Below are 23,265 nucleotides of genomic sequence, written 5' to 3'. Positions count from 1 at the left end.
GTGACTCTCTTCAGTTTCCTCGCGCGGGGTCTTGCCGCGCCCCCCCAATCAGCTCCCGCGCGCCCAGCTCGAACAGCTCCGCGGCGACCGAAAGCCCTAGCTCTCGCGCCCGACCGGGAGTGCCGACTCCGGACGCCCGGATCACATCCGACCCGTCCAGCGCCGCCACACAGCCACGCAACGACAGCTCTTCGAAGACCCGGCCGTCCTCATCGATGGACTCGACCACTTCGGCGATCGCGCCCACCGGTGCGGAGCAACCGGCCTCCAATTCGGCCAGCAAGGCTCGCTCCGCGGTGACCGCCGCGCGCGTGTCGGCGTCGTCCAACTCCGCCAGCACCGCCGCCAACTCGTCGCCGGCGCGGCATTCGACGGCGAGCGCGCCTTGAGCCGGTGCTGGCAACATCTGCACCGGCTCTAGCGTCTCGGTGACATCGCCGAGGCGGCCCAGCCGGGCCAGACCGGCCCGGGCGACCACGATCGCGTCAAGATCACCACTGCTTACCCTGTTCAACCTGGTATCAAGGTTGCCTCGTAGGGGGCGGATTTCCAAACCGAGACCCAATGCTCTAAGCTGTGCGGCCCTGCGCGGCGACGACGTGCCCACCAGCGAACCCGCCGGCAACTCCCCCAGCACCAGCCCGTCCCGGGCCACGAGCGCGTCGCGGGGGTCGTTGCGTGGCGGTATCGCCGCGATGGTGAACCTCGGGTCGTCGGCGGTCGGCAAATCCTTGTGCGAGTGCACCGCGGCGTCGACGCGTCCGTCGACGATGGCTTCGCGCAACGCGGTGGTGAAGACGCCCACACCCAGGCTCTCGATGGGCGCCGACGACCGGTCGCCCGCCGTCGCGATGGTCACCAGCTCGGCGGGGTGGCCGTTGGCGATCAAGGCGTCCCTGACGACGCCGGCCTGGGTGGTGGCCAACAGGCTGCCCCGGGTGCCTATCCGGATCACGTGCGCCAATCGGCTACTCGCCAGACTGTTTTGGCATGCCGGCGTCGAAACCGCTTGATACAGCGGGCAAGTCGGCAGTCCCGACGGCGGCGACGGAGTCTATAGCGGTCTGGTCGAGTTCGAAGAGTTCGCGCAGGGCCTCGGCGTAGCTGTCGCCGCCGGGGGCGCTGGCCAGCTGCTTGATCCGCACCGTCGGCGCGTGCAGCAGCTTGTCCACCACCCGCCGCACGGTGCGGGCCACCTCCTCGCGATGGGCGCTCTCCAGGCCCGGCAGCCGGTTGTCGAGGCGCAGCAGCTCGGCTTCGACGACGTCGGCGGCGCGCTGGCGCAGCGCCGTCACCGTCGGGGTGACCTCGGCCATCCGCTGGCCGGCCAGGTAGGTGGCGACCTCTGCGGCCACGATGTGGCGGGCGGCGTCGACGTCGGAGGCCGCGGCGTGCGCCGACGGCTCGTGTTGGACGCGCTCCACGTCGACGACCCAGACGCCGGGCAGCCCCGCCACCGCCGGGTCGACGTCGCGCGGCATGCCCAGGTCGCAGATCACCAGGGGATGGTTGGCCTCGTCCCGGCGCGCGGTGGCCAGGGCGTGGTGCACGTCGGCCAGCGACACCACGGGGCTGACCGCGCCCGTGCAGCTGACCACGACGTCGGCGTCCGCCAGCGCGTCGGCGAGCCGGTCGAGGGTCAGCGCCTCGGCGTGCACGCCGGACTCGCGGATCTTGCGGGCCAGCCGCTGCCCGCGGGTCAGGGACCGGTTGAGCACCAGAACGCGGTCGATGCCGGCCCGGGTGAGGTGTGCGGACGACAGCGCGCCCATCGCCCCCGCCCCGATCACCACGGCCGTCTTGCCCCCCAGCCCGCCGAGCCGCCGTTCGGCCATGGCCAGGGCGACCGACACCACCGACGCGCCGGCGGAGTCGATGGCGGTTTCGGAATGCACCCGCTTGCCCACCGACAGGGCCCGCTGGGCCAGCTCGTGCAGCACCCGGCCGACGGTGCGGTTGGTCTCGGCGGCGGCATAGGCGCGGCGCACCTGTCCCAGCACCTGCTGCTCGCCGATCACCGCCGAATCCAGGCCGCTGGCCACGGCAAAGAGGTGTTCGACGGCGGCCTCGCTGTAGCGCACGTAGGCGTACTTGGTCAGGTCACCCATCGACATGCCGGAGTGTTCCGACAGCACCTGGCCGACCACCGCCAACCCGCCGTGGAACGCGTCGACGACGGCGTACACCTCGACGCGGTTGCATGTCGAGAGCACCATCGCCTCGGTCACCAGCGGCGACTGCAACACCCGATCGACGATCTTGACCTGATCGGCTTCGTCGATGCTGAGTTGTTCCAGGACGGAGACCGGCGCACTGCGGTGCGAAACCCCGAAGAGCAGGACGCTCACGGCAGCATCACCTGGCCAGCTCCCTTGCTTCTCCAGTAACTGAACTGGTGTCCACGGTAAACGTTAATCAGCTGGGCTACCAAATGAATGCCGACCGGCTACCGGGCCAGATCGGCCCGCAGGCGCGGCTCGTCCACTTCCCAGTAGCTGTGCTCGAGCCCATCCAGCAGCACCACCGGCAGGCGGTCGCCGAACTCGGCCCGCAATCCGGGGTCGCCCGACGCCGCCGCGGCGTCGACGTCGGTGGTGGTCAGCTCGAAATCCAGCTCACCGGCCAGTTCGGCCAGCCGTGCGCGCACCCGCTCGCAGAGGGTGCAGCCGTCTCGGGTCAGCAGCTCGACTCGCCGCCTGCTTGTCATGGGCTCCAGTGTGGCAGCGGCGGGCATCCCCGGTGAATTGTGGGACCGCCCTGGATTCATTAGCTTGCGGGTATGGGCGCTGATGGGAGACTGCACGTCGATCCGGCGGTGATGCAGGACTTCGCGGTCTCGCTGGGCGGCGCCGCCGAGCATCTCATGGCCGAGCTCGCGGACCTCGACGATCAGGTTGGCCAGATGCTGGGCGGCTGGCGCGGCGCGTCGGGGGACGCCTACGGGTCGGCGTGGCAGCTGTGGCATCAGGGGGCCCGTGAGGTGCAGGCGGGCTTGTCGATACTGGCGCACCTGGTGGCCCGGGCCGGCGGGCTTTATGGCGACAACGAGTCGGCGGCAGCGGAGACGATGCGCGGGATTTACCGTGGCTGAGGCGTTTCGTGTGGACCCGGAAGCGTTGGCCGATGCGGTGCAGCGGATGTCCGAGTTTCAGCGCCGCGCCGAAGAGATGTTGACCGAAATCGATTCTCGCGTAACGCGTTTGCACGCCGCCTGGACGGGCGAAGGCGCGGCGGCACATGCCGAGGCGCATCGGCGTTGGGCCCGCGGTGAGGCGATGATGCGCGAAGCGTTGGCGCAGTTGCGGACCGCCGGCGCGACGGCGCACCGCAACTACACCGGCGCCATGTCGACGAATCTGGGCATGTGGTCGTGAGCTAATGGCCCCGCTGGGGTGCGACCCGGCGCCCTGTCGTTCGAAGAGCTGACGCCGCGGCCGCCCTGGCACACGCCAACGCCCCCACGCCACCAGCGGATAGGGTTGAATACCGGGCACCCGCTGGGCCACCGGGTGGCGCAGCGATCTAGGAGGTTGGACGATGGCTTCCTCTGAGTCGGGCGGCGAGCACACCGGCCGCGCCGACCTGGATGCGCTGGTCGACAACGCGAGCGCCGAGCGCGCGCTCGAGGACCTGCAGGCCGCGAGCGCCACCGACGAGGGTCGCCCCCAGCCGCCCATCGACCTGACCGCGGCCGCGTTCTTCGACGTGGACAACACCCTGGTCCAGGGGTCCTCGGCCGTTCATTTCGGCCGCGGGCTGGCCGCGCGCAACTACTTCACCTACCGCGATGTGCTCGGATTCATCTACGCGCAGGCCAAGTTTCAGTGGTTGGGCAAGGAGAACAGCAACGACGTCGCCGCCGGGCGGCGCAAGGCCCTCACCTTCATCGAGGGCCGCTCCGTCGAGCAGCTGGTCGCTTTGGGCGAGGAGATCTACGACGAGATCATCGCCGACAAGATCTGGCCCGGCACCCGCGAGCTCACCCAGATGCACCTCGACGCGGGCCAGCAGGTGTGGCTGATCACCGCCACGCCGTACGAGCTCGCGGCGACCATCGCCCGGCGGCTCGGCCTGACCGGCGCGCTGGGGACCGTCGCCGAATCGGTCGACGGCGTCTTCACCGGCCGGCTGGTCGGCGAGATCCTGCACGGCCCCGGCAAGGCCCACGCCGTGCGCTCGCTCGCGATCCGCGAGGGCCTGAACCTCAAGCGCTGCACCGCGTATTCGGACAGCTACAACGATGTGCCGATGTTGTCGCTGGTCGGCACCGCGGTGGCCATCAACCCCGATGCGCGCCTGCGGGCCCTGGCCCGCGAAAGGGGCTGGGAGATCCGCGACTTCCGGACCGCTCGCAAGGCGGCCCGGATCGGGGTGCCGTCGGCGCTGGCCCTGGGCGCGGCCGGCGGCGCACTGGCGGCAGTGGCATCCCGGCGTCAATCGCGCTGATAGGCTGCGCCGCTAGACGTAATCGAGGCGGGGAGCAAGGCGGCATGACAGTCCCAGAATCGGCCCAAGGGCTCATCGGCAGCCACTACCGCGCACCGGATTATTTCCTGGTCGGGCGCGAGAAAATCCGGGAGTTCGCCCGGGCGATCCAGAACGAGCACCCGACGCACTACGACGAGTCCGAGGCCGAGGCGGCCGGATACCCGGCGCTGGTGGCGCCGCCGACCTTCCTGGCGATCGCGGGACGGCGCGTGCAATTGGAGATCTTCACCAAGTTCAACATTCCGATCAACCTCGCCCGAGTCATGCACCGCGACCAGAAATTTGAGTTTCACCGCCCGATCCTTGCGGACGATAGGCTGTACTTCGACACCTACTTGGACTCGGTGATCGAATCCCACGGGGCCGTAATCGTTGAGATCCGCAGCGAAGTCACAGACGCAGAGGGTAAACCGGTGGTCACTAGCGTCGTTACGATGCTGGGGGAGGCCGCACACCAGGACGCTGGCGCTGAAGAAACCGTCGCCGCCGTCGCATCCATATCAGCCGGAAAGTAGGGTCGATTCCCATGTCACAGGATGAATCGGGTGGCACGCAGCTGAAGCCGCCGATCGAAGCAGTCCGATCCCACTACGACAAATCCAACGAGTTCTTCAAGCTTTGGCTTGACCCGTCGATGACCTACAGCTGCGCCTACTTCGAAGAGCGTCCCAACATGACGCTGGAAGAGGCACAGTACGCCAAGCGCAAGCTCGCGCTGGACAAGCTCAACCTCGAGCCAGGCATGACTCTGCTCGACATCGGCTGCGGTTGGGGCGCGACGATGCGCCACGCAGTCGCCGAGTACGACGTCAACGTGATCGGGTTGACGCTCAGCGAAAACCAGTACGCCCACGACAAGGCGAAGTTCGAGGAAATGGACAGCCCGCGCCGCAAGGAGGTGCGCATCCAGGGCTGGGAGGAATTCGACGAGCCGGTGGACCGCATCGTGTCGCTGGGCGCGTTCGAGCACTTCGCCGACGGCGCCGGCGACGCCGGATTCGAGCGCTACGACACGTTTTTCAAGAAGTTCTACAGCCTGACGCCCGACGACGGCCGGATGCTGCTGCACACGATCATCGTTCCCAGCGCCGAGGAGGCCAAGGAGCTCGGCCTGACGTCGCCGATGAGCCTCCTGCGCTTCATCAAGTTCATCCTGACCGAGATCTTCCCGGGTGGCCGGCTGCCGCAGATCCAGCAGATCGACCACTACTCCTCCAACGCGGGCTGGAAGGTCGAGCGCTACCACCGGATCGGCAAGAACTACGTGCCGACGCTGACCACCTGGGCCGACACCCTCGAGGCGCACAAGGATGAGGCCATCGCCCTCAAGGGGCAGGAGACCTACGACATCTACATGCACTACCTGCGGGGCTGCTCGGACCTGTTCCGCGATCAGTACACGGACGTCTGCCAGTTCACGCTGGTCAAGTGAGCGGCGAACCGCCCAGCGCCTCGGCGTTGGGCGCTAGCCGAAGAAGATGTTGCGACGGCCGGCCAGCAGCCGGTACAGCGTCTGCTGGATGGTCTCACGCACCTGATCGGTCAGCTCGAAGGTGACCATCGGGTCTTCGGCGTCGGAGGCGGCGTAGTCGTTCGTGTAGATCGGTTCGCCGAACGCGATGCGCCACTTAGACGGCAGCGGCACCAGCCCCGCGGGCCCGGCCAACGGAAACAACGGGGTGATCGGGAAATAGGGCAGCCCGAACAGCCGCGCCAGCAGCTTGACGTCGGTGAGCATCGGGTAGATCTCTTCGGACCCCACGATCGAGCACGGGATGATCGGGGCCTTGGTGCGCAGCGCCGCCGTCACGAAGCCGCCGCGGCCGAACCTCTGCAGCCGGTAGCGGTCCTCGAAGCGCTTGCCCAGGCCCTTGTAGCCCTCCGGGAACACGGCGGTGAGCTCTCCCGCGGCCAGCAGGCGGTGCGCGTCCGTCGTGCAGGCCATGGTGTGGCCCGCCTTGCGCGCGGCTTCGCCGACCACGGGCAGGTCGAACACCATATCGGCGGCCAGCAGCCGCAGGTCCCGCTGCGCCGGATGTTCGTCGTGCACCGCCACCGAGAGCATCAGCCCGTCGAACGGCAACACCCCGGCGTGGTTGGCCACCACGAGCGCGGCGCCCTCGCTGGGCAGGTTCTCGATGCCGCTGACTTCGACCCGGAACCAGGACCGGAAGAAGAACCTCAGCAACGGCCGAACGATCGCGCTGTTGAAGTGGGGATCGAACCCGAATTCGTCGACGGTGTAGTCGCCGGTGAACCGCTGCCGCAGGAAGCCGGCGACGGCGGCGACCTTTTGCGCAAGATCGTTGAGTGGCGCCTCGGCCGTCGACGTCGCACCCGCCGCGCGCCGGTGTTCGTCGATTTCGCGGACGACCGCGGCGATTTGTTCGGCAGACGCCCGGCCCCGCGGATCGGTGAGCATCGAGGGATGTTGACGAGACGAGTCCGCCCGCTGATCGGCTCTCCGGCGAGCCGCTACCCGACCCCTATTTGTATGCAGTGGAATGACGTTCGCTCTGGTTTCGCCCGCCACGATACCTACCTGCCCCCACCCCATGGAATTGCATTTCGGCTTCCCCAGCGCTGCGCTAACGCTATGGCGCGACCCTCCAGGGAGCGTACCCGATCAGGGTCGATTATGGGAGTCAAGCCACGGCCGCGAACGTAGTCGTCGAACGCCCCGGCCGTCGTCCATTTCGGCTGGAAGCCGAGTTCCGTGCGCATTCTCGTGGTGTCCATCACGCGGCCGTAACTCAAGTAATTGAATTGGTCGCGAGTGATTTCGGTATAGCGATTAGCCCGTCTCAGCGAATCCAGCGCCCACACCCCAAAACCGGGTACCGGCACCGGGATTCGGCCGGCCCGGCGAATCGCCTGCGACAGCATGATGATGCCGTCCGCGCCGATGTTGAACGTGCCGGCCTTGCCCGCCATCGCGGCGCGCTCCAGGGCGCCCAGCGCGTCCTGCTCGTGCAGCAGCTGCAATCGCGCGTCCCGGCCGAACATCGTCGGGACCAGCGGACCCGCCAGATACCGTGACAGCGTCGTGTCCATCGCCGGCCCGATCATGTTGGCCAGCCGCAGAATCGTCACCGCGATGTCCGGGCGGCGCCGGCCCAGGCCGCGCACGTAACCCTCGATGTCGAGGCTGTCCTTGGCGAATCCGTCGCGGAAGGGTCGGCGGCTGCTGCTGTCCTCGGTGAACATCACCGGATCGTGTGCCGTGGACCCGTACACCTCGGAGGTCGACTTCAGCACCACGCGGCGCACCGATGGCGCCTTCTGGCAGGCCGCGAAGAGTTGCATCGCCCCCATCACGTTGATTTCCTTCAGCGCCGCGCTCCCGCCGGCCCGGGGCGCATAGGACGCCGCAGCGGCGTGCACCACCGTGTCGACGTCGCCGTTGCGAATCACCTTGGCAATGAAGGGATTACGAATGTCGGCGCGGACGAACTCGGCGCGCCCCATGCGGCGGAGCATGTCCTTGCTGGGGGCGATCGCGTCGACCGCGATGACCCCTTTGATCAACGGGTTCTGGGCGAGCCGCGCGGTCAGGTAGCCGCCCAGAAACCGGCACGCGCCGGTAACCAGCACAACTTTGGGGTAGTGCACGGTGCCGCTCGTTCCGGCACCTTCCCCGCTCGACTGATCCACTCAAACAGCCTAACGGGCTGGCGAGACGACGGCGTTAAGGCCGCGTGACGGTCGACTGGGCCGGCTGGCGGTTACTTGCCGAGTTTTCTGCGCTGCACCCGAGTGCGACGCAGCAGCTTGCGGTGCTTCTTCTTCGACATTCGCTTGCGCCGCTTCTTGATTACTGAACCCATGAACTCCGCTATCTGACCGGGGACCTGCTCCTGCTTGACCCGGACACTTTACCCGGCCCTCAGCATGGAACACCAAACCGGCAACCGCGGGGGGTGATGGTCAGCCCGCGTCGAAGTACGAAGTCTCCAGCATGTCGTGGACGGCCTTGGCGTGCACCCGGAAGGAGCGGCCCACCCGGACCGCCGGCAGCTCGCCGTTGTGCACCAGGCGGTACACCGTCATCTTGGACACCCGCATCAGCGCTGCCACCTCGGCGACGGTAAGAAACTGTGTCCTGGCCTGCTGGCCATCGCCGGAACCGGAGTCCCGCCCCTTAGCAGCGGAATCTCGCGCCGATGGCCCGTTGGTAGACGTCATCGCAACCCAATCGTGTCAGGCTCGCGCAATGCCAGCGGCTTCCCCTCCGCTGGCACCCACACGTGCATACAAAGAGGAGAATAGCGGGACTAGTGGGGTTAATGGTACTGGTGAGGGACAATCAATCCGGAAATCTCAAATTATTCCGATGTAATTCTTAGCTGCTCAGAGCGCCTTTTCGCGGCCTGGACGGCCGCGTCGACGGCCACCCGCAATCCCCCTCGCTCCAGTTCGCGCAGCGCAGCGGCGGTCGTGCCGCCGGGCGAGGTGACGGTCGCGCGCAGCTGCGCCGCCGACGCGTCCGCGTGCATCCCCGGCGGCTCCCCTTCGACGGCGCGCTGGGAGTCCATCCGCTCGAGCAGCATCGCCGCCGAGCCGGCCATCGTCTGCGCGGTCAGGTCGGTGGCGACCTGGCGGCTCAGCCCCGCAGCGACGCCGGCGTCCACCAGGGCCTCGACCATCAGGAAGAAATACGCCGGGCCGGAGCCGGACAGCGCGGTCACGGCGTCCATCTGCGTTTCCGGAACGGTGAGCACCCCGCCGACGGAGTCGAACAGGGCCGACACCTCCTCGAGCTGCGGTTCGGTGACGAAGCGGCCCTTGGCCAGCGCGGTCACCCCGGCGCCCACCACCGCCGCGGCGTTCGGCATCGCCCGGACCACGGGCGTCCCGGCCGGCAGCTTGGATTCGAAGTAGGTGATCGTGATCCCGGCGGCGACGGTGACGAACACCTGCTCGGCGCTGTCCGTCTCGGCCGCGCTGGCGGCCCGGGCCAGCTCCCCGAGCACCGTCTCGACGTCGGCCGGCTTCACCGCGACGACGACGAAGGTCGCGTTGTCCACCGCTTCCGTCACCGAGGCCAGACGCACCGAATAGGTGTCCGCGAGGTACTTGGCGCGCTCGGGCACTCGTTCGGCCACCACCAGGTCCTTGACCTGCCGGCCGGCGCGCAGCAGCCCCGACAGCAGCGCCTCGCCGATGCTGCCGCCACCGATGATCGCGATTCTCGCCATGCCCGAAAGCATTCCAGACAGCGACCGCTAGCGAGCGGCGGGCACCATCGCGAGCTGGCGCGTTTGCACCACCAGGCGGCCCAGCTGGTCGACGACGATGTGGTCCTCGTCGAACCAGTCGTGCCCGATCTCCACGCAGGTGGCGACGATTCGCAGCCAGCCGTCGGCGGGCAGGGCGCGCAGGAAGGCCGTCAGCTGGATGGTGGGCGCCCACCCGGTGCGGTCCACGGCGAACGTCACGGGCGCCGACACATCCCCGCACATGAGCGCGAACAGCGCGTCCGGGGCCACGTCGCGGGGGCGGGCCCACATCTGGATCACCGGCGGGTGGCCGTCACGGGGCCGCATCGTCGAGAGCAGCGGCCGCACGTCGCAGCCCTCGCCCAGGTGCACCAGGCCGGCCAGCGGGTGGCCCGGGCCGATCGGCTCGACGTCGTCGGGCGGCTCGGGTGCCATCAGGTCGGCGACCGGGTTCGCCGACAGCAGCGGCGCGTGCGAGCCGTCGGGGGGAAAATGCTCCGGCTGGCCGAGGTTGACCACGGCGTGCACCGCGGTGCGCTCGCCCTGCATGAGCTCGACGTCGACGACGCTGATCCGGCGGCCACGCTTGCGGAAGGAGGTCAACAGCCGCATCGGCCCCGGATCCGGCGCCCACAGGAAGCTCGCGGACACGGCCACCGGCTGGGGTCCGTCCGGGCCTTCACCGCACGCGGTCCGGGCGGCGTTGGCGCACAGCGCCAGCATCGCGCCGCCGTGCACCTTGGGCCCGATCGTCCAGTGCTTGTCGAGCTCGCCCTCGTACACGCCGGGGCCGGCCCCCCGCAACGTCATCGCGGTGGTGAATAAGGCGGTCATATATCTCCTGGCCGATCGGCGAAAGATCACCGCATCAGGTGGGTGCGCGCGAATTGCAGCGATTCGGTGAGCATGGCTTCACGCTCGTGCGCCGAGCGCGCGCTGGACGTGGACACCTCGAGGATGACGTGGCCGGCGAAGCGGCCGCCGGCCAGCATCTGGCACACCTCGGCGGTCGGTTGGGTGCCGCGCCCGGGGACCAAATGCTCGTCGGCGGGCAGGCCGCTGCCGTCGCACAGGTGCAGATGGGTCAGGCCCTCGCCCATCCGCTGGGCCATGTCCAGCGAATCGGTGCCCGCGGTCGCCGTGTGGGACAGGTCCAGCGTGTAATTCGCGTGGTCGCCGTCCAGCGGGTCGTAGGAAGGCGCGAACGCCGAGATCGCCGGGCCCGGCCCGCCGCCCCGCCTGCGCATCCGTTCCAGGGACTGGCCGGCCCCGAAGAACCGGTCGGCCCGGAACGGGAACATGTTCTCCACGGCCACCTTGACGTCGCTGGACGCCTCCAATGCGGCGACCTGATCGCTGAATCCCTCGGCGTAGCGCCGCTGCCACCGAAACGGCGGATGCACGACGACGGTCTGGGCGTCGAGCTGTTCGGCGGCCCGCACGCTGCGGTCCAGCTTGGGAATCGGGTTGGCGCCCCAGACCCGCTGCGAGATCAGCAGGCAGGGCGCGTGCACGGACAACACCGGCACGCGATAGCGCCGGGACAGCTTCTTGACCGCGCCGATGTCCTGGCTGACCGACTCGCTCCAGACCATCAGCTCGACGCCGTCGTACCCGAGCCGGTCCGCATACTCGAAGGCGGCCTCGGCCCGCAACGGGTAGACCGAGGCCGTCGACAGGCCGACTTTGATTGCTGGGCGCACTGTCGGTGTGTGGCGCCTAGCCCGACTGCAACGACAGCGCCAACGGTCCGAGGGTGATCAGCGCCCCGACCGCCACGGCGATCAGCGTGCTGGCGATGTCCTCGGTCTTGCGGACCACCCGAACCCCCACCACCAGGCCGAGAATGACCAGCACCGACAGCACCAAAGCCACGATGCTGTTCCAGCGCCACAGCTCGTCGAACGCGACGAACAGCCCGGCGCCGAACGCGACGGCCAGCATCGACTGCAACACGATCAGCGTTCCCCGCCAAAGCGCCGCAAGCCGGCCGGGCGCCTCGTGCTCGCGCTCGGCCTCGATGCCGAGGCGGTCTTCGTCGTCCTCGGCGATTGCGTCCGCGCCCCGCTCGGCGCCGCGGCGCCGCGCCACCTCGTCGGCCAGCGTCTGCCCGCCGAACAGCGTGGAATCGGACTGCAGGTAGGAGCGAACGTAGGCCGAGTCCTCGGACGCCGGGTCGGCGTCGCGGACCTCGGAGTCCATCACGTCCACCGGGACGTCGCCGTAGTGGTCGACCGGGTCCGGGCTCATGCCCTCGGCGCCGGACTGGCCGGTGCGGTTGGCGGGCACGTCGGCGTGCGGCAGGGGTCGCGGGTAGGCGCTGCGCTCGGGTCCCGTCAGCCGTTGCGGCTGCGGCGGCGACTTGGGCCAGCGCGGCTCGGGTTCGGACCAGTACGGCGCGTTGGGCCGGTCCTCGGCAACCTGCTCGGCGGCCGGCTCGCTGACCTGGACCGCTCCTTTGGCCGCGGGTTCGGTTTCGTCGTCACGGATGACGGGGATTTCGCCGGTGAGCTCGGCGACCGTGACCGCGTCGCTGTCGCCGCGCCGGCGGCGCCGCCGCCGGGTGACCGACGGCTCGCCGATCGTCCCATTCCTGGCCAGCAGTTCGGCCACCGAGATCGGCCGGGTGCCGGGGCTCTCGGTCTCGGAGTGTGGTCCGGTCATGATTTGTCGCCCTTCGATCGGTTGGCGTTCCGATCAGCCTTCTGGCCTCCAGCATCGCGCACGGAGCTGCCGACGAGGGAGGTTCCGTCGGCTTCGCTGTCGAGTTTTCGCAAGATGAGACCTTCCCGTAATGCCCACGGGCAGATATCCACCGCGTCGATCGACAGCACTCGCATACTCGCCTCGGCCACCAGGGCACCCGCCACGATCTGCGGTGCCCGTTCGGCGCTCACTCCCTCCAGTTCGGCCCGGTCAGCGGTCGTCATCCTAGAGATGAAAGATATGAGTTGTCTGAGGCCGTTTGCTGTCAACGTCCTCTTCACCCGCGGTCCGGCCGCCGATGGCGCGGCCCCGGTCAGCCGTGCCAGCGACCGGAACGTCTTGGACGTGGCGACCGCGAGATCGGGGGCGCCGGCGTCGAGCACCGTCTCGCAGGCTTCCGCGAGCTCGGCGTCCAGCCAGTCCCGCAGCATCGCCACGCGGCGCCGCCCGGGCGGATCGTCGGGCAGCCATTCGCGGGTCAACCGCCCCGCGCCCAGCGGCAACGACATCGCCACCTCGGGCTCCTCGTCGACACCGCTGGACATCTCCAGCGAGCCCCCGCCGATGTCGAGGTTGATGATCCGCCCGGCGCTCCACCCGTACCAGCGGCGCACCGCCAGGAACGTCAGCCGCGACTCGTCGACGCCGCGCAGCACCTCCAGTTCGACACCGGCCTCTTTGCGGACCCGCGACAGCACGTCGTCGGAATTCTCGGCGTCGCGGACCGCCGAGGTGGCGAAGGCCATCAGCTCCTCGCAGCCGGAGCTGTCCGCGATCTTGGCGAACTCTTCGATGGTCGAGACCAGCTTGTCGGCGCCGCGCTTGGTGATCTTTCCCGAGCTGTCGATGGACTCCGAGAGGCGCAGGGTAGCCTTCGTCGAACTCATGGGTGTCGGATGCCCACCGCGGTGGGCGTCAACCACCAACAGATGAACCGTGTTGCTGCCCACGTCGAGCACACCTAACCGCACAGAAACAAACTAGTCGCGCCGCAGGGGGTGCGCCGCGGAGGGCGGCCGTGTGTCAGCGGAGTCACCAGGCGGAATCGTGGACTAACGTTGACAAAATGGCGAATTCGCACCCGGAACCGGGTCAAGAGGTCGAATTGGATTTCGCCCGTGAGTGGGTGGAGTTCTACGACCCGGACAACCCCGAGCACCTGATCGCGGCCGACCTCACCTGGCTGCTCTCGCGGTGGACGTGCGTGTTCGGCACCCCGGCCTGCCGCGGCACGGTCGAGGGCCGCCCCGACGACGGGTGTTGCTCGCACGGCGCGTTTTTGTCCGACGACGACGACCGCGCGCGGCTCGACGATGCGGTCAAGACGCTGACCGACGACGACTGGCAATTCCGCGAAAAGGGCTTGGGCCGCAAGGGTTATCTGGAGCTCGACGAGCATGACGGCCAGCCCCAGTACCGCACCCGCAAGCACAAGGAAGCCTGCATTTTCCTGAACCGGCCCGGCTTCGCCGGCGGCGCCGGGTGCGCACTGCACACCAAGGCCCTCAAGCTGGGCGTGGCGCCGCTGACCATGAAACCCGACGTCTGCTGGCAGCTGCCCATCCGGCGCAGCCAGGAGTGGGTGACCCTCCCCGACGGCACCGAAATCCTCAAAACCTGGGTCACAGAATACGATCGCCGCGGCTGGGGCTCCGGCGGCGCGGACCTGCACTGGTATTGCACCGGCGATCCGGCCGCCCACGTCGGCGCCAAGCAGGTCTGGGAAAGCATGGCCGACGAACTCACCGAGCTGCTGGGCGCCAAGGCGTACGCCGAGTTGGCGGCAATGTGCAAGCGGCGCAGCAAGCTAGGTCTCATCGCGGTGCACCCGGCCACCAGGGTCGCCGAGTAATCACGTCCCCTGAGTCTTCCGGTACGACAACACCATTCGCAGCGCGCTTGCGTTTAGGTAGCCCTCGACCGCCGCGGCGGCCGCCTCGGCGTCGCGCGCCAGCACCGCCTCGGTGATCGCCCGCAGGTCGCCGACCACCGGGCCGGCGTCGTCATAGGCCGCGGTGAGCTCGTGCTCGCGGCCGCCGAACGCGTGCTCGACCCAGCGATACATCAACCCCAGCGCACGGTTGCGGCTGCTGTGGATCAACACCCGGAAATAGGCGAGGTCGGCGGCCTGCAGCGCCGCGGGCCCGTCGGCGTCGGCCACTGCCGCCAGCGCGGCGCGCAACGCCTCGGCATCCTCGGGCGCGCCCCGTTGCGCCGCCAAGCGGCCGATCAGCGGGCCCAGCGCCGCCCGGATCTCCAGCAATTCGACCAGGAACTCGGGGCCGAGTTTGCGGACCAGCGCCTCCACCACGGCGGGATGGGTGAGCGCCTCGGGGTCACGCACCACGTTGCCGCTGCCGTGCCGGGCCTCGATGAGGCCCATCTGCTGCAGGCGGGCCAGCCCCAGGCGCAGCGACGTGCGGTTCACGTTGAGCTGCTCGGCCAGCTCGCGCTCCGGCGGCAGCGTGGATCCGGGCGGAAAGACGCCGTCGAGGATGGCGTCGGCGATCGACGCGGCGATCTGTTCATCGACCCGCTGTCGATCCGGCGGTTGCAGCGCACTTGACTGGTTCATTGGCTCAACCAATATAGTGGACCAATCGGGTGTGGGGCATCAAGCACACATCCGCGTCGCGATCGAAGGTGAGCACATGGACGACGAGATGCGATCGGCAACGGCCCCGCGCTGGCGGGGCAAGGCCGGCCGCCTGGAGGTCTGGTACGCCACCCTGTCGGATCCGGTGACGCGGGCGGGGCTGTGGATCCACTGCGAGACGGTGGCCCCGGCGCACGCGGCGGACGCCCCCTACGCGCACGGCTGGGCGACCTGGTTCGCGCCCGACGGTCCGCCGCGCACCGAGCGATTCGGCCCCGAACCCGCCGCGCCGGCGGCGGGCGACGCGTGGTTCGACGCGGCCGGGGTGCGCGCGGCCCCGGAAAAACTGTCCGGGCGCGCCGGATCGCTCGCATGGGACCTGTCGTGGAAGGACGCCGGCACACCGCTGTGGACCTTCCCTCGCGCGGCATGGGAGCGCGAATTGCTGCCCGGCGCCCAGGTGGTCCTCGCGCCCACCGCCGAGTTCGCCGGCTCCCTGGGCGTCGCCGAAGCTGCGATCCCCCTCGACGGCTGGCGCGGCGGCGTCGCCCACATCTACGGGCACGGCAACGCGCGGCGCTGGGGATGGATCCACGCCGACCTCGGCAACGGCGACGTCATGGAGGCCGTCACAGCGGTGTCCCACAAGCCGGGGCTGCGCCGCCTCGCGCCGATGGCGTTCGTCCGGTTCCGCATCGACGGAAAGGACTGGCCCACAAGCCCTTTGCCGTCGCTGCGGCTGCGCACGACGCTGGGTGTGCGGCACTGGCAGCTGGAGGGACGCATGGGCGGTCGACGGGTGCTCATCCGGGTGGACCAGCCACCGGAGAGGTGCGTGAGCCTGGGCTACACCGATCCCGACGGTGGCCGCGCGGTGTGTACGAACACCGAGCAGGCCGACATCCACATCGAAGTCGACGACCGGCATTGGTCGGTGCTGGGAACCGGGCACGCCGAGGTCGGGCTGCGCGGCGCCGACGCACCGGAGATCAACGAAAGGATCCCGACGTGAGTTTTGCTCTCGACCCGCCCCTGCTCTTCGCCGCCGGAGTGCTCATCGAGCGGCGAGTGCCCTCGGACCGCCGCGATCTGGCCGAGGCCGCCACGCTCGGCGTCTTCTTCGGCGGCTCGTTCGGGCTCTACAACAACGTGCCCGGCCTCGGAATGCTGTGGCGGCCGTTCCGCGCCCAGAATGGGCGCGACTTCATGTGGAACAGTGGCGTTTTCGGCGTCGACACCGCCCGGGCGGGCTGGCCGCTGCACGCCGCGGCGGGCGCCATCTTCGCCACCTACCCGTTCTTCATCAAGCTGGGGCGCCGGCTCGGACGCATCCTATGAGCCGTCTCACCGCGTCGTTCGGCGCCGCGCTGCTCCCCCAGGAGTGCGGCGGTCCGGCGCCGGCCCAGCTCGTCGAGCGCGTCGACCGCTACCTGCAGCGGCTGCCCGCGACCTCGCGGTGGGCCGTGCGGGCCGGATTGCTCTCGGTCGCCGCGGCCAGCTATCTCACCCGCGGCCGCTCGCTGTCCCGGCTCGACGCCGGCCAGCGGGACCGGGTGCTGCGGCGGGTCGCGGCGCTCGGCCCTGACGCCGGTGCGGCCGTCGAGGCGATGAAGGCGGTCGTGTTGCTCGCCAACGGCGCCGAAACCTATGCACCGGAACTGCTTTCGCGCGCCCAGCGACACGACATCGCGCGTCCCGACGCGCCCTTGAACGTCACCCCCTCAGCCGAGAGCCGCTCCGTCGTCGCCGCCGACGCCGTCATAGTGGGGTCCGGCGCCGGCGGCGCGATGGTGGCGCGCACCCTGGCGCGGGCCGGCCTGGACACTGTCGTGCTCGAGGAGGGACGCCGCTGGACGGTCGAGGAATTCCGCAGCACCCACCCGATCGACCGCTACGCCGGTCTGTACCGGGGCGCCGGGGCCACCGTCGCCCTGGGCCGCCCGTCGGTGGTGCTGCCCATCGGTCGAGCGGTCGGGGGCACCACGGTGGTGAACTCCGGGACGTGTTATCGGCCGCCGGACGGCGTGGTGCGGCGCTGGCGCGACGACTTCGGCCTTGCCCTCGCCGATCCGGACCGGCTGAACGAGCGCCTCGACGACGTCGAGCGCACGCTGCGCGTGGCGCCGGTGCCGCTGGAGATCATGGGCCGCAACGGACGTCTGCTGCTGGATTCCGCCGCGGCGCTGGGGTGGCGCGCGGCGCCCATCCCGCGCAACGCGCCGGGCTGCGAGGGCTGCTGCCAGTGCGCGATCGGCTGCCCGCGCAACGCCAAGTTCGGCGTGCACCTCAACGCGTTGCCGCAGGCGTGCGCGGCGGGGGCGCGGATCATCTCAGAGGCCCGCGTCGAGCGGGTGCTGCACCGGCAAGGGCGCGCTCGCGGGGTGCGCGCCCGCCGGTCCGACGGCACCGCGATCGATGTTCTTGCGGACACCGTGATCATCGCCGCGGGCGCCACCGAGACGCCGGGGCTGTTGCGGCGCAGCGGTTTTGGTGCGCATCCCCGCCTCGGGAGAAATCTCGCGCTGCATCCGGCGATGATGCTGGCCGGGCGTTTCGACGACGACGTCGTCGCGTGGCACGGGGTGCTGCAAAGCGCGGCCGTCCACGAGTTCCACGAGTCCCATGGCGTGCTGATCGAAGCGACCTCCACGCCGCCGGGGATGGGCTCGATGGTCTATCCGGGCTACGGCGCCGAGCTGCTCGGCTGGCTGGACCGCGCCCCCCAGGTCGCGACGTTCGGCGCCATGGTGGCCGATCGGGGCGTCGGCTCGGTGTCCTCGGTGCGCGGCGAGACGCTGGTGCGCTATAACCTCGCCCGGGCCGACGCCGCCAAGCTGATGGTTGCGATCGAGGCGATGGGCCGGCTGCTGTTCGAGGCGGGCGCCGTCGAGGTGCTGACCGGCCTGCCCGCCGCGCCGACGGTGACGTCGCTGCCCGCGCTGCGCGATGCGCTGGGCCGAATCGACGCTCGCAGCCTGCACCTGGCCGCCTTTCACCCCACGGGTACCGCGGCAGCGGGCCGCGATGAGCAGCTGTGCCCGGTCGACGAAACGGGGCGCCTGCGCGCCGTGGACGGCGTGTGGGTCGCCGACGCGTCGATCCTGCCCAGCTGCCCGGAGGTGAACCCGCAGCTGTCGATCATGGGTCTGGCGTTGGGTGTTGCCGACGAGGTGGTCGGCGCCCGCGACAGTTGATTGTGAACCCTGGGCTTCCAGTGTGCGCGTACGGCTTTGACTGTGAAGGTGCGGCGGGATCCGGGCGATACACCCGCCCAGGATTCACACACAAAACCCAGCACTCACACGCAAAGCCGAGGATCCACACACCCACACACGGCGCGAGGGCAATCCGGCTCGCGTGGGTGCACGTGACCCGCCCCACCGTGCACGCCAACGGCGATCGTGCCCAGTACCGCCGCGGACGACGAGACCACCGACGCGGCCTGGTTCGACCTCGACGGGCTTCCGCCGATGACGGAGAACATGCGCCGGCGCATCACGTTGAGCGCAAGCGACGATGCCCGAACCGTTTTCGACGCGGGCGGTTAGCCCTCGAGCTTGTATCCCAAACCGCGCACCGTGACCAGGTGCACCGGGTTGGCGGGGTCGGCCTCGATCTTCGAGCGTAGGCGCTTGACGTGCACGTCCAGCGTCTTGGTGTCACCGACGTAATCCGCACCCCACACCCGGTCGATCAGCTGGCCGCGGGTCAGCACCCGCCCGCTGTTGCGCATCAGGTATTCGAGCAGGTCGAATTCCTTGAGCGGCAACGTGATCGTGTCACCGTTGACGGAGACGACGTGACGCTCGACGTCCATCCGGACCGGCCCGGACTCGAGCACGCCATCGCTGATTTCGGAGTCGTCGTCGCCGCCGCGGCGCAGCACCGCGCGGATCCGGGCGATCAACTCGCGCGCCGAATAGGGTTTCGTGACATAGTCATCCGCGCCCAGCTCGAGGCCGACGACCTTGTCGATCTCGCTGTCGCGCGCGGTCACCATGATCACCGGCACGCTGGAACGGGCGCGCAGCTGCTTGCACACGTCGGTGCCGGACATGCCCGGCAGCATCAGATCGAGCAGCACGATGTCGGCGCCGCCGCGGTCGAACTCGGCGAGCGCCGCGGGTCCGTCGGTTACCACGGTGGCCTCGAAGCCCTCCTTGCGCAGGAGGAATGCCAGAGGATCGGCCAGCGACTCCTCGTCCTCCACGATCAGCACACTGGTCATCGACTTAGTTCTTCCTCTCGTTGTGACCTGTTGGGCCGCACCTCGCGGCCCCGCGGTTGCTCGGGTTCCTCGTCGCCGTCCTTGTAGGCCGGAATCGAAAGAGTGAACGTCGATCCCGTTCCCGGCTTGCTCCACACGCCGATGCTGCCGTTGTGGTTGGCCGCAACGTGTTTGACGATCGCGAGCCCCAGCCCGCTGCCGCCGGTGGCCCGTGAACGCGCCTTGTCCCCCCGGAAGAACCGCTCGAAGACGCGTTCCTGGTCTTCCAGCGCGATCCCGATCCCGCGGTCGGTCACGGCGATCTCGATGTTGTCGCCGCGGCGCCGACGGCTGATCGACACCGGCGAACCCGGGGGCGAATAAGCGATCGCGTTGGACACCAGGTTGGCCAGCGCGGTCACCAGCAGCGTTTCGTCGCCCAGCACCCGCAGGCCGCTAGGCGCGTCGGTCCGCAGCTCGATATCGGCGTTTTCGGCGGCCACCTTGTGACGCGAAATCGCCTCCGACACAACGGTATCCACCTCGACGTCGGTGACGTTGGGCAACGGGTCCGCCCCTTGCAGCCGGGACAGCTCGATCAGCTCGGCGACCATGTCCCCCAACCGGTTGGCCTCCACCAGCACCTTTTCGGCGAAACGGCGAACCGTTTCGGAGTCGTCCGCGGAGGCCAGCAGGGCCTCGGCGAGCAGCGCCATGGCGCCCACCGGGGTCTTGAGCTCATGGCTGACGTTGGCCACGAAATCGCGCCTGGTGGCCTCCATCCGGGCGTAGTCGGACTGGTCGTGGACGAAAACCACCGCGAACCGGCGGTCCTCTTCGCTCAGCAACCGCGCCTGCCCGTGCACCGACAGCCCGGAGCGGCCCGCAGCGCGTTTGGCCGGCCGCAGGTCGAACTCCACGTCGACGCCGGTGAGCGCCTGCTGCGCGGCCTGCCAGGCCTGGTCGTCGAGCTGCCGGTCGCGCACCAGGCCCAATTCCCTGGCCCGGTCGTTGAGATAGACGACGTCGCGATGCGAATCCACCACCGCGGCTCCCAGCGGCATCAGCGCGACGATGCGTTGCAGCATCTGCGCGACGGTGATGCCCGTCCATTCGGTGGAGGATTGCTGACGGCGCTCGACCGCCCGCGGCGCCAGCCGGACCCCGGCCGCAACACCCACGGCCAGTGCCAGCACTGACAAGACCCCGGCCAGCAACAGCGCCGAGAACACACTCACAACAAAATCCTACAAATTTGGTGAACGCCGCCCTAGCGGAGCGCGGCCAAAATCGGACAAGTCACACCCTACGCATTAGGTGTTCCGCTTCCGTTTACGCGATGTTTGGCAAACAGGCCTTTAAAAGCTGCTGGTGGGCCCGGTGAAATTCAGCCGCGCCCCTGGCTGGCAACGGCGGCGGCCCCGGCTGCGGCCGCCTCCGGGTCCAGATAAGTTCCGCCCGGCAGCACCGGGCGCATGTCGGCGTCCAGGTCGTAGCGCAGCGGAATCCCGGTGGGGATGTTCAGCCCGACGATCTCGTCGTCGGACATTCCGTCCAGGTATTTGACCAGGGCGCGCAGCGAGTTGCCGTGCGCGACGATCAGCACCGTCTTGCCGGTCCGCAGGTCCGGGACGATGACGTCGGTGAAGTACGGCAGGAAACGGGCCACCACGTCGGCGAGGCATTCGGTCAGCGGGCCGCCGCCGATGTTGGCGTAGCGGGGGTCGGTGTCCTGGCTGAATTTGCTGCCCCGCTCGATCGGCGGCGGCGGCGTGTCGTAGCTGCGCCGCCAGGTCATGAACTGCTCCTCGCCGTAGCGCTCCTTGGTCTCGGCCTTGTTCAGGCCCTGCAGGGCGCCGTAGTGGCGTTCGTTGAGGCGCCAGCTGCGCCGCACCGGGATCCACAGCCGGTCGGCGGTGTCCAGGGCCAGGTGCGCGGTGGTGATCGCGCGACGCAGCAGCGAGGTGTAGAGCACGTCGGGCAGCAGCCCGTGTTCGGTCATCAGCTCGCCGCTGCGCACCGCTTCGGCCCGGCCCTTCTCGGTCAGCCCGACGTCGACCCATCCCGTGAACAGGTTGAGGGCATTCCAGTCGCTCTCGCCGTGGCGGAGCAGCACCAGCGTGGCAGTGTCTCCCATGCCGGAAAGTCTCTCACGCGGCCTTATCAGTCGTCGGAGTCGTCGTCGTCAATCAAGTGCGCGAACGCCTGCAGGTTCTTCAGCGACTCCCCGCGCGACACCCGCCACTCCCACTCTTTCTGAATTGACGAGCGAAAACCCAACTCCAGCAACGTATTAAAGTCCGAGTCCACCGCCTCGAGCACCTGGCCCAGCACGCGGTCGATCTCGTCGGCGTCGACCGACGCCAGCGACATGCGGCCCACCAGGTAGATGTCGCCGACGTTGTCGAGCGTGTACGCGACGCCGTACAGCCGGCGATTGCGCCTGAGCAGGAACCGGTACACACCCTCGTGGTTCTCGTCCGGCTTGCGGCACACGAACGCCTCCACGCGCACCGAATGCTCGCCGATGCTCAGGATGGTGTTGGTCTTGAGCTTGCGCTCCCCGGGCAGCTCCACCACCAGGCCCGGCAGCCCGCCGTGCGCCCCGGGGAATTCCGAGTAGGTCAGCCCGCTCGACCGCAGGGTGTGCTCGATCACGGCCTGCACGGTCGTGTTCATGCGTCCACCCCGCGGCGCGTGGTCCAGCGGCGGGGCTTGCGCATCGCCGCCCGGTCCCGGAATCGGCGCTGCCGCAGGGCGGTGAAGTCGCCGATCGCGCGCCGATAGCTGGCCAGCAGCGCGTCGGTGGTGTTCTCCCAGGAGAAGGTGGCCGCGTGCGCGGCGGCCGCGCGGCCCATCTCCTCCGCCCGCGCGGTGGGCAGGCGCAGCAGGCTATCGAGGGCGTCCGCCCAGTCACCGACGTCGTGCCCGGACACCAGGGCCCCGGAGATCCCGTCGCGCACCGCCACCGGCAGACCGCCGACGGCGGCGGCCACCACCGGAGTGCCGCACGCCTGCGCCTCGACGGCGACGAGGCCGAACGACTCCGAATAACTCGGCACCGCAACAAGATTCGCGGCCTGGAACAATTTGGCGAGGTCCGTGCGGGACTGCGGCGGCAGGAACGTCACCCGGTCGGTGATGCCGAGCTCGCCGGCCAGCCGAACGAGGCCGTCCGGGGAGGCCAGCCCGCTGCCCGACGGGCCGCCGGCCACCACGATGCGCACCCCGGGCAGTTTCGCGGCGGCGCGCAGCACGATGTCGGGCGCCTTCAGCGGCTGGATCCGCCCGACGAAGGCCACCACGTCCTCGTCGAGCGGTAGGCCGAGCGCGGCCCGCGCGGCGCGGCGCTCCCCCGGCCGGAACACGTCCAGGTCCACCCCGGGGTGCACCACGTCGATGCGCGCCGGATCGGCGTGGTGAATCGAAATCAACTGCCGCGCTTCGTCTTCGGTGTTGACGATCAGCCGGTCCGCCTCGTCGACCACCTGCTGCTCGCCCACCGTGCGCAACGGCGGCTCGGGCGCATCCCCGTCGGCCAGGGCCGCGTTTTTCACCGCGGCGAGCGTGTGCGCGGTGTGCACCAGCGGCACCGCCCAGCGGTCCCGGGCCAGCCAGCCGACCTGCCCGGACAGCCAGTAGTGGGAATGCACGATGTCGTAATAACCCGGCTCGTGCGACGCCTCGGCGCGCAGCACCGCGGCCGCGAACGCGCACAGCTGGGTCGGCAGGTCGTACTTGTCCAGGCCCTCGAACGGCCCCGCCACCACGTTGCGGACCAGCACCCCGGGCGCCACGTGGGCGACCGGCGGATCGGCCGACGCGGTGGCCCGGGTGAAGATCTCCACCTCGATGCCGCGGCGGGCCAGGTGCAGCGCGGTTTGCAGCACGTAGACGTTCATGCCGCCGGCGTCGCCGGTGCCCGGCTGGGCCAGCGGTGAGGTGTGCACCGCCAACACCGCAACCCGGCGCGGGCCGTTCGGCCGGAGGACGTCGTCGTGCCGCACTCTCTCATCTTTACAGGACGGGCCCCCGCGCGACCCCAAGGG

The 23,265-nt window shown here is 69.4% G+C and carries 28 protein-coding genes; 10 read left to right on the top strand and 18 right to left on the bottom strand.

The window, feature by feature from the left end; genetic code table 11:
• Window positions 1-10: 10 nt before the first annotated feature.
• From hemC to AC5Y5E_RS11910, 3 genes are all read right to left on the bottom strand, one after another.
• Window positions 11-955 (bottom strand): hydroxymethylbilane synthase, encoded by a 945-nt coding sequence (hemC, locus tag AC5Y5E_RS11920; protein ID WP_499879612.1) that lies wholly within the window; start codon window positions 953-955, stop codon window positions 11-13.
• Window positions 956-968: 13 nt separating this feature from the next.
• Window positions 969-2,348 carry a glutamyl-tRNA reductase gene (locus AC5Y5E_RS11915; RefSeq protein ID WP_499903177.1) on the bottom strand — a complete coding sequence of 460 codons (1,380 nt, stop codon included), beginning with the start codon at window positions 2,346-2,348 and terminating at the stop codon, window positions 969-971.
• Window positions 2,349-2,446: 98 nt separating this feature from the next.
• Window positions 2,447-2,707 carry a glutaredoxin family protein gene (locus AC5Y5E_RS11910; protein WP_499903176.1) on the bottom strand — a complete coding sequence of 87 codons (261 nt, stop codon included), beginning with the start codon at window positions 2,705-2,707 and terminating at the stop codon, window positions 2,447-2,449.
• 72 nt (window positions 2,708-2,779) lie between these two features.
• Between AC5Y5E_RS11910 and AC5Y5E_RS11905 the strand changes: the two genes are divergently transcribed.
• The 5 genes from AC5Y5E_RS11905 (at window position 2,780) to cmaA2 (ending at window position 5,920) form a co-directional block, all read left to right on the top strand.
• Complete coding sequence (locus AC5Y5E_RS11905; protein WP_499903175.1) at window positions 2,780-3,091, top strand: WXG100 family type VII secretion target; 312 nt, start codon at window positions 2,780-2,782, stop codon at window positions 3,089-3,091.
• On the top strand, window positions 3,084-3,374 hold the full coding sequence (locus tag AC5Y5E_RS11900) for a WXG100 family type VII secretion target (RefSeq protein ID WP_499903174.1): 291 nt from the start codon (window positions 3,084-3,086) through the stop codon (window positions 3,372-3,374). Before AC5Y5E_RS11905 ends, AC5Y5E_RS11900 begins: the two co-directional genes overlap by 8 nt.
• A 163-nt stretch (window positions 3,375-3,537) precedes the next feature.
• Window positions 3,538-4,446 carry an HAD family hydrolase gene (locus AC5Y5E_RS11895; RefSeq protein WP_499903173.1) on the top strand — a complete coding sequence of 303 codons (909 nt, stop codon included), beginning with the start codon at window positions 3,538-3,540 and terminating at the stop codon, window positions 4,444-4,446.
• 44 nt (window positions 4,447-4,490) lie between these two features.
• Window positions 4,491-5,003: an FAS1-like dehydratase domain-containing protein gene (locus AC5Y5E_RS11890; RefSeq protein WP_499903172.1), complete on the top strand. Its 513-nt coding sequence runs from the start codon at window positions 4,491-4,493 to the stop codon at window positions 5,001-5,003.
• 11 nt (window positions 5,004-5,014) lie between these two features.
• Window positions 5,015-5,920: a cyclopropane mycolic acid synthase CmaA2 gene (gene cmaA2 / locus AC5Y5E_RS11885; protein WP_499903171.1), complete on the top strand. Its 906-nt coding sequence runs from the start codon at window positions 5,015-5,017 to the stop codon at window positions 5,918-5,920.
• 33 nt (window positions 5,921-5,953) lie between these two features.
• Here cmaA2 and AC5Y5E_RS11880 read toward each other — a convergent pair whose 3' ends face one another.
• The 9 genes from AC5Y5E_RS11880 to AC5Y5E_RS11840 form a co-directional block, all read right to left on the bottom strand.
• On the bottom strand, window positions 5,954-7,045 hold the full coding sequence (locus AC5Y5E_RS11880; RefSeq protein ID WP_499903170.1) for a lysophospholipid acyltransferase family protein: 1,092 nt from the start codon (window positions 7,043-7,045) through the stop codon (window positions 5,954-5,956).
• Complete coding sequence (locus AC5Y5E_RS11875) at window positions 7,027-8,142, bottom strand: SDR family oxidoreductase (RefSeq protein ID WP_499878962.1); 1,116 nt, start codon at window positions 8,140-8,142, stop codon at window positions 7,027-7,029. Before AC5Y5E_RS11875 ends, AC5Y5E_RS11880 begins: the two co-directional genes overlap by 19 nt.
• A 71-nt stretch (window positions 8,143-8,213) precedes the next feature.
• On the bottom strand, window positions 8,214-8,315 hold the full coding sequence (locus AC5Y5E_RS11870; RefSeq protein ID WP_003402602.1) for a 30S ribosomal protein bS22: 102 nt from the start codon (window positions 8,313-8,315) through the stop codon (window positions 8,214-8,216).
• Window positions 8,316-8,415: 100 nt separating this feature from the next.
• On the bottom strand, window positions 8,416-8,673 hold the full coding sequence (locus AC5Y5E_RS11865) for a cell division/environmental response transcriptional regulator (RefSeq protein WP_066917724.1): 258 nt from the start codon (window positions 8,671-8,673) through the stop codon (window positions 8,416-8,418).
• A gap of 140 nt (window positions 8,674-8,813) precedes the next feature.
• The gene (gene proC / locus AC5Y5E_RS11860) at window positions 8,814-9,686 is read right to left on the bottom strand and encodes a pyrroline-5-carboxylate reductase (protein ID WP_499903169.1); all 873 of its coding nucleotides are present in this window, start codon (window positions 9,684-9,686) and stop codon (window positions 8,814-8,816) included.
• A 27-nt stretch (window positions 9,687-9,713) separates the two neighbouring features.
• Window positions 9,714-10,541: a thioesterase family protein gene (locus AC5Y5E_RS11855; RefSeq protein ID WP_499903168.1), complete on the bottom strand. Its 828-nt coding sequence runs from the start codon at window positions 10,539-10,541 to the stop codon at window positions 9,714-9,716.
• 26 nt (window positions 10,542-10,567) lie between these two features.
• A complete protein-coding gene (locus AC5Y5E_RS11850) occupies window positions 10,568-11,410 on the bottom strand; it encodes a sugar phosphate isomerase/epimerase family protein (RefSeq protein ID WP_499903167.1) in 843 nt (280 codons plus the stop codon).
• A 16-nt stretch (window positions 11,411-11,426) separates the two neighbouring features.
• Window positions 11,427-12,371 (bottom strand): Rv0497 family membrane protein, encoded by a 945-nt coding sequence (locus AC5Y5E_RS11845; protein ID WP_499903166.1) that lies wholly within the window; start codon window positions 12,369-12,371, stop codon window positions 11,427-11,429.
• On the bottom strand, window positions 12,368-13,384 hold the full coding sequence (locus AC5Y5E_RS11840; RefSeq protein WP_499903165.1) for a Ppx/GppA family phosphatase: 1,017 nt from the start codon (window positions 13,382-13,384) through the stop codon (window positions 12,368-12,370). Before AC5Y5E_RS11840 ends, AC5Y5E_RS11845 begins: the two co-directional genes overlap by 4 nt.
• A 95-nt stretch (window positions 13,385-13,479) precedes the next feature.
• Between AC5Y5E_RS11840 and AC5Y5E_RS11835 the strand changes: the two genes are divergently transcribed.
• Window positions 13,480-14,265, top strand: a complete 786-nt coding sequence (locus AC5Y5E_RS11835) for a DUF3109 family protein (protein WP_499903164.1) — start codon at window positions 13,480-13,482, stop codon at window positions 14,263-14,265.
• On the opposite strand, the gene AC5Y5E_RS11830 is transcribed toward AC5Y5E_RS11835, so the two are convergent.
• Window positions 14,266-14,988: a FadR/GntR family transcriptional regulator gene (locus AC5Y5E_RS11830; RefSeq protein WP_499903163.1), complete on the bottom strand. Its 723-nt coding sequence runs from the start codon at window positions 14,986-14,988 to the stop codon at window positions 14,266-14,268.
• A gap of 76 nt (window positions 14,989-15,064) precedes the next feature.
• Between AC5Y5E_RS11830 and AC5Y5E_RS11825 the strand changes: the two genes are divergently transcribed.
• From AC5Y5E_RS11825 to AC5Y5E_RS11810, 4 genes are all read left to right on the top strand, one after another.
• Window positions 15,065-16,021: a tocopherol cyclase family protein gene (locus AC5Y5E_RS11825; RefSeq protein ID WP_499903162.1), complete on the top strand. Its 957-nt coding sequence runs from the start codon at window positions 15,065-15,067 to the stop codon at window positions 16,019-16,021.
• Window positions 16,018-16,347: a hypothetical protein gene (locus AC5Y5E_RS11820; RefSeq protein ID WP_499903161.1), complete on the top strand. Its 330-nt coding sequence runs from the start codon at window positions 16,018-16,020 to the stop codon at window positions 16,345-16,347. Before AC5Y5E_RS11825 ends, AC5Y5E_RS11820 begins: the two co-directional genes overlap by 4 nt.
• Window positions 16,344-18,203 (top strand): GMC family oxidoreductase, encoded by a 1,860-nt coding sequence (locus AC5Y5E_RS11815; RefSeq protein ID WP_499903160.1) that lies wholly within the window; start codon window positions 16,344-16,346, stop codon window positions 18,201-18,203. The genes AC5Y5E_RS11820 and AC5Y5E_RS11815 overlap by 4 nt, the downstream gene beginning before the upstream one ends.
• Window positions 18,204-18,410: 207 nt before the next feature.
• Window positions 18,411-18,557, top strand: coding sequence for a hypothetical protein (locus tag AC5Y5E_RS11810; RefSeq protein ID WP_499903159.1), 147 nt, complete (start codon window positions 18,411-18,413; stop codon window positions 18,555-18,557).
• Here AC5Y5E_RS11810 and regX read toward each other — a convergent pair.
• From regX to mshA, 5 genes are all read right to left on the bottom strand, one after another.
• Entirely contained in the window at window positions 18,554-19,237 is a 684-nt protein-coding gene (regX, locus tag AC5Y5E_RS11805) for a two-component sensory transduction protein RegX (RefSeq protein ID WP_046187060.1), read from the bottom strand. The two genes, AC5Y5E_RS11810 and regX, sit on opposite strands and share 4 nt — an antisense overlap.
• On the bottom strand, window positions 19,234-20,454 hold the full coding sequence (locus AC5Y5E_RS11800; RefSeq protein WP_499903158.1) for a sensor histidine kinase: 1,221 nt from the start codon (window positions 20,452-20,454) through the stop codon (window positions 19,234-19,236). Before AC5Y5E_RS11800 ends, regX begins: the two co-directional genes overlap by 4 nt.
• A 149-nt stretch (window positions 20,455-20,603) precedes the next feature.
• Window positions 20,604-21,353 (bottom strand): phosphoglyceromutase, encoded by a 750-nt coding sequence (locus AC5Y5E_RS11795; protein WP_499903157.1) that lies wholly within the window; start codon window positions 21,351-21,353, stop codon window positions 20,604-20,606.
• A gap of 26 nt (window positions 21,354-21,379) precedes the next feature.
• Window positions 21,380-21,895, bottom strand: coding sequence for a type III secretion system chaperone family protein (locus tag AC5Y5E_RS11790; protein WP_499903156.1), 516 nt, complete (start codon window positions 21,893-21,895; stop codon window positions 21,380-21,382).
• Window positions 21,892-23,223: a D-inositol-3-phosphate glycosyltransferase gene (gene mshA, locus AC5Y5E_RS11785; protein WP_499903155.1), complete on the bottom strand. Its 1,332-nt coding sequence runs from the start codon at window positions 23,221-23,223 to the stop codon at window positions 21,892-21,894. The genes AC5Y5E_RS11790 and mshA overlap by 4 nt, the downstream gene beginning before the upstream one ends.
• Between the last annotated feature and the right edge of the window lie 42 nt (window positions 23,224-23,265).

This window comes from Mycobacterium sp. NGS54 (assembly GCF_059812465.1).
This window is presented reverse-complemented; position numbering and strand designations above follow the sequence as displayed.

Coding starts and splice junctions, on each gene's coding strand:
- cmaA2 (WP_499903171.1), top strand. CDS start 5,015: ATGTCACAGGATGAATCGGGTGGCACGCAGCTGAAGCCGCCGATCGAA.
- AC5Y5E_RS11790 (WP_499903156.1), bottom strand. CDS start 21,895: ATGAACACGACCGTGCAGGCCGTGATCGAGCACACCCTGCGGTCGAGC.
- AC5Y5E_RS11855 (WP_499903168.1), bottom strand. CDS start 10,541: ATGACCGCCTTATTCACCACCGCGATGACGTTGCGGGGGGCCGGCCCC.
- AC5Y5E_RS11835 (WP_499903164.1), top strand. CDS start 13,480: ATGGCGAATTCGCACCCGGAACCGGGTCAAGAGGTCGAATTGGATTTC.
- AC5Y5E_RS11890 (WP_499903172.1), top strand. CDS start 4,491: ATGACAGTCCCAGAATCGGCCCAAGGGCTCATCGGCAGCCACTACCGC.
- AC5Y5E_RS11825 (WP_499903162.1), top strand. CDS start 15,065: ATGGACGACGAGATGCGATCGGCAACGGCCCCGCGCTGGCGGGGCAAG.
- AC5Y5E_RS11795 (WP_499903157.1), bottom strand. CDS start 21,353: ATGGGAGACACTGCCACGCTGGTGCTGCTCCGCCACGGCGAGAGCGAC.
- AC5Y5E_RS11870 (WP_003402602.1), bottom strand. CDS start 8,315: ATGGGTTCAGTAATCAAGAAGCGGCGCAAGCGAATGTCGAAGAAGAAG.
- AC5Y5E_RS11865 (WP_066917724.1), bottom strand. CDS start 8,673: ATGACGTCTACCAACGGGCCATCGGCGCGAGATTCCGCTGCTAAGGGG.
- AC5Y5E_RS11830 (WP_499903163.1), bottom strand. CDS start 14,988: ATGAACCAGTCAAGTGCGCTGCAACCGCCGGATCGACAGCGGGTCGAT.
- AC5Y5E_RS11815 (WP_499903160.1), top strand. CDS start 16,344: ATGAGCCGTCTCACCGCGTCGTTCGGCGCCGCGCTGCTCCCCCAGGAG.
- AC5Y5E_RS11910 (WP_499903176.1), bottom strand. CDS start 2,707: ATGACAAGCAGGCGGCGAGTCGAGCTGCTGACCCGAGACGGCTGCACC.
- AC5Y5E_RS11905 (WP_499903175.1), top strand. CDS start 2,780: ATGGGCGCTGATGGGAGACTGCACGTCGATCCGGCGGTGATGCAGGAC.
- regX (WP_046187060.1), bottom strand. CDS start 19,237: ATGACCAGTGTGCTGATCGTGGAGGACGAGGAGTCGCTGGCCGATCCT.
- AC5Y5E_RS11880 (WP_499903170.1), bottom strand. CDS start 7,045: ATGGGGTGGGGGCAGGTAGGTATCGTGGCGGGCGAAACCAGAGCGAAC.
- proC (WP_499903169.1), bottom strand. CDS start 9,686: ATGGCGAGAATCGCGATCATCGGTGGCGGCAGCATCGGCGAGGCGCTG.
- AC5Y5E_RS11895 (WP_499903173.1), top strand. CDS start 3,538: ATGGCTTCCTCTGAGTCGGGCGGCGAGCACACCGGCCGCGCCGACCTG.
- AC5Y5E_RS11845 (WP_499903166.1), bottom strand. CDS start 12,371: ATGACCGGACCACACTCCGAGACCGAGAGCCCCGGCACCCGGCCGATC.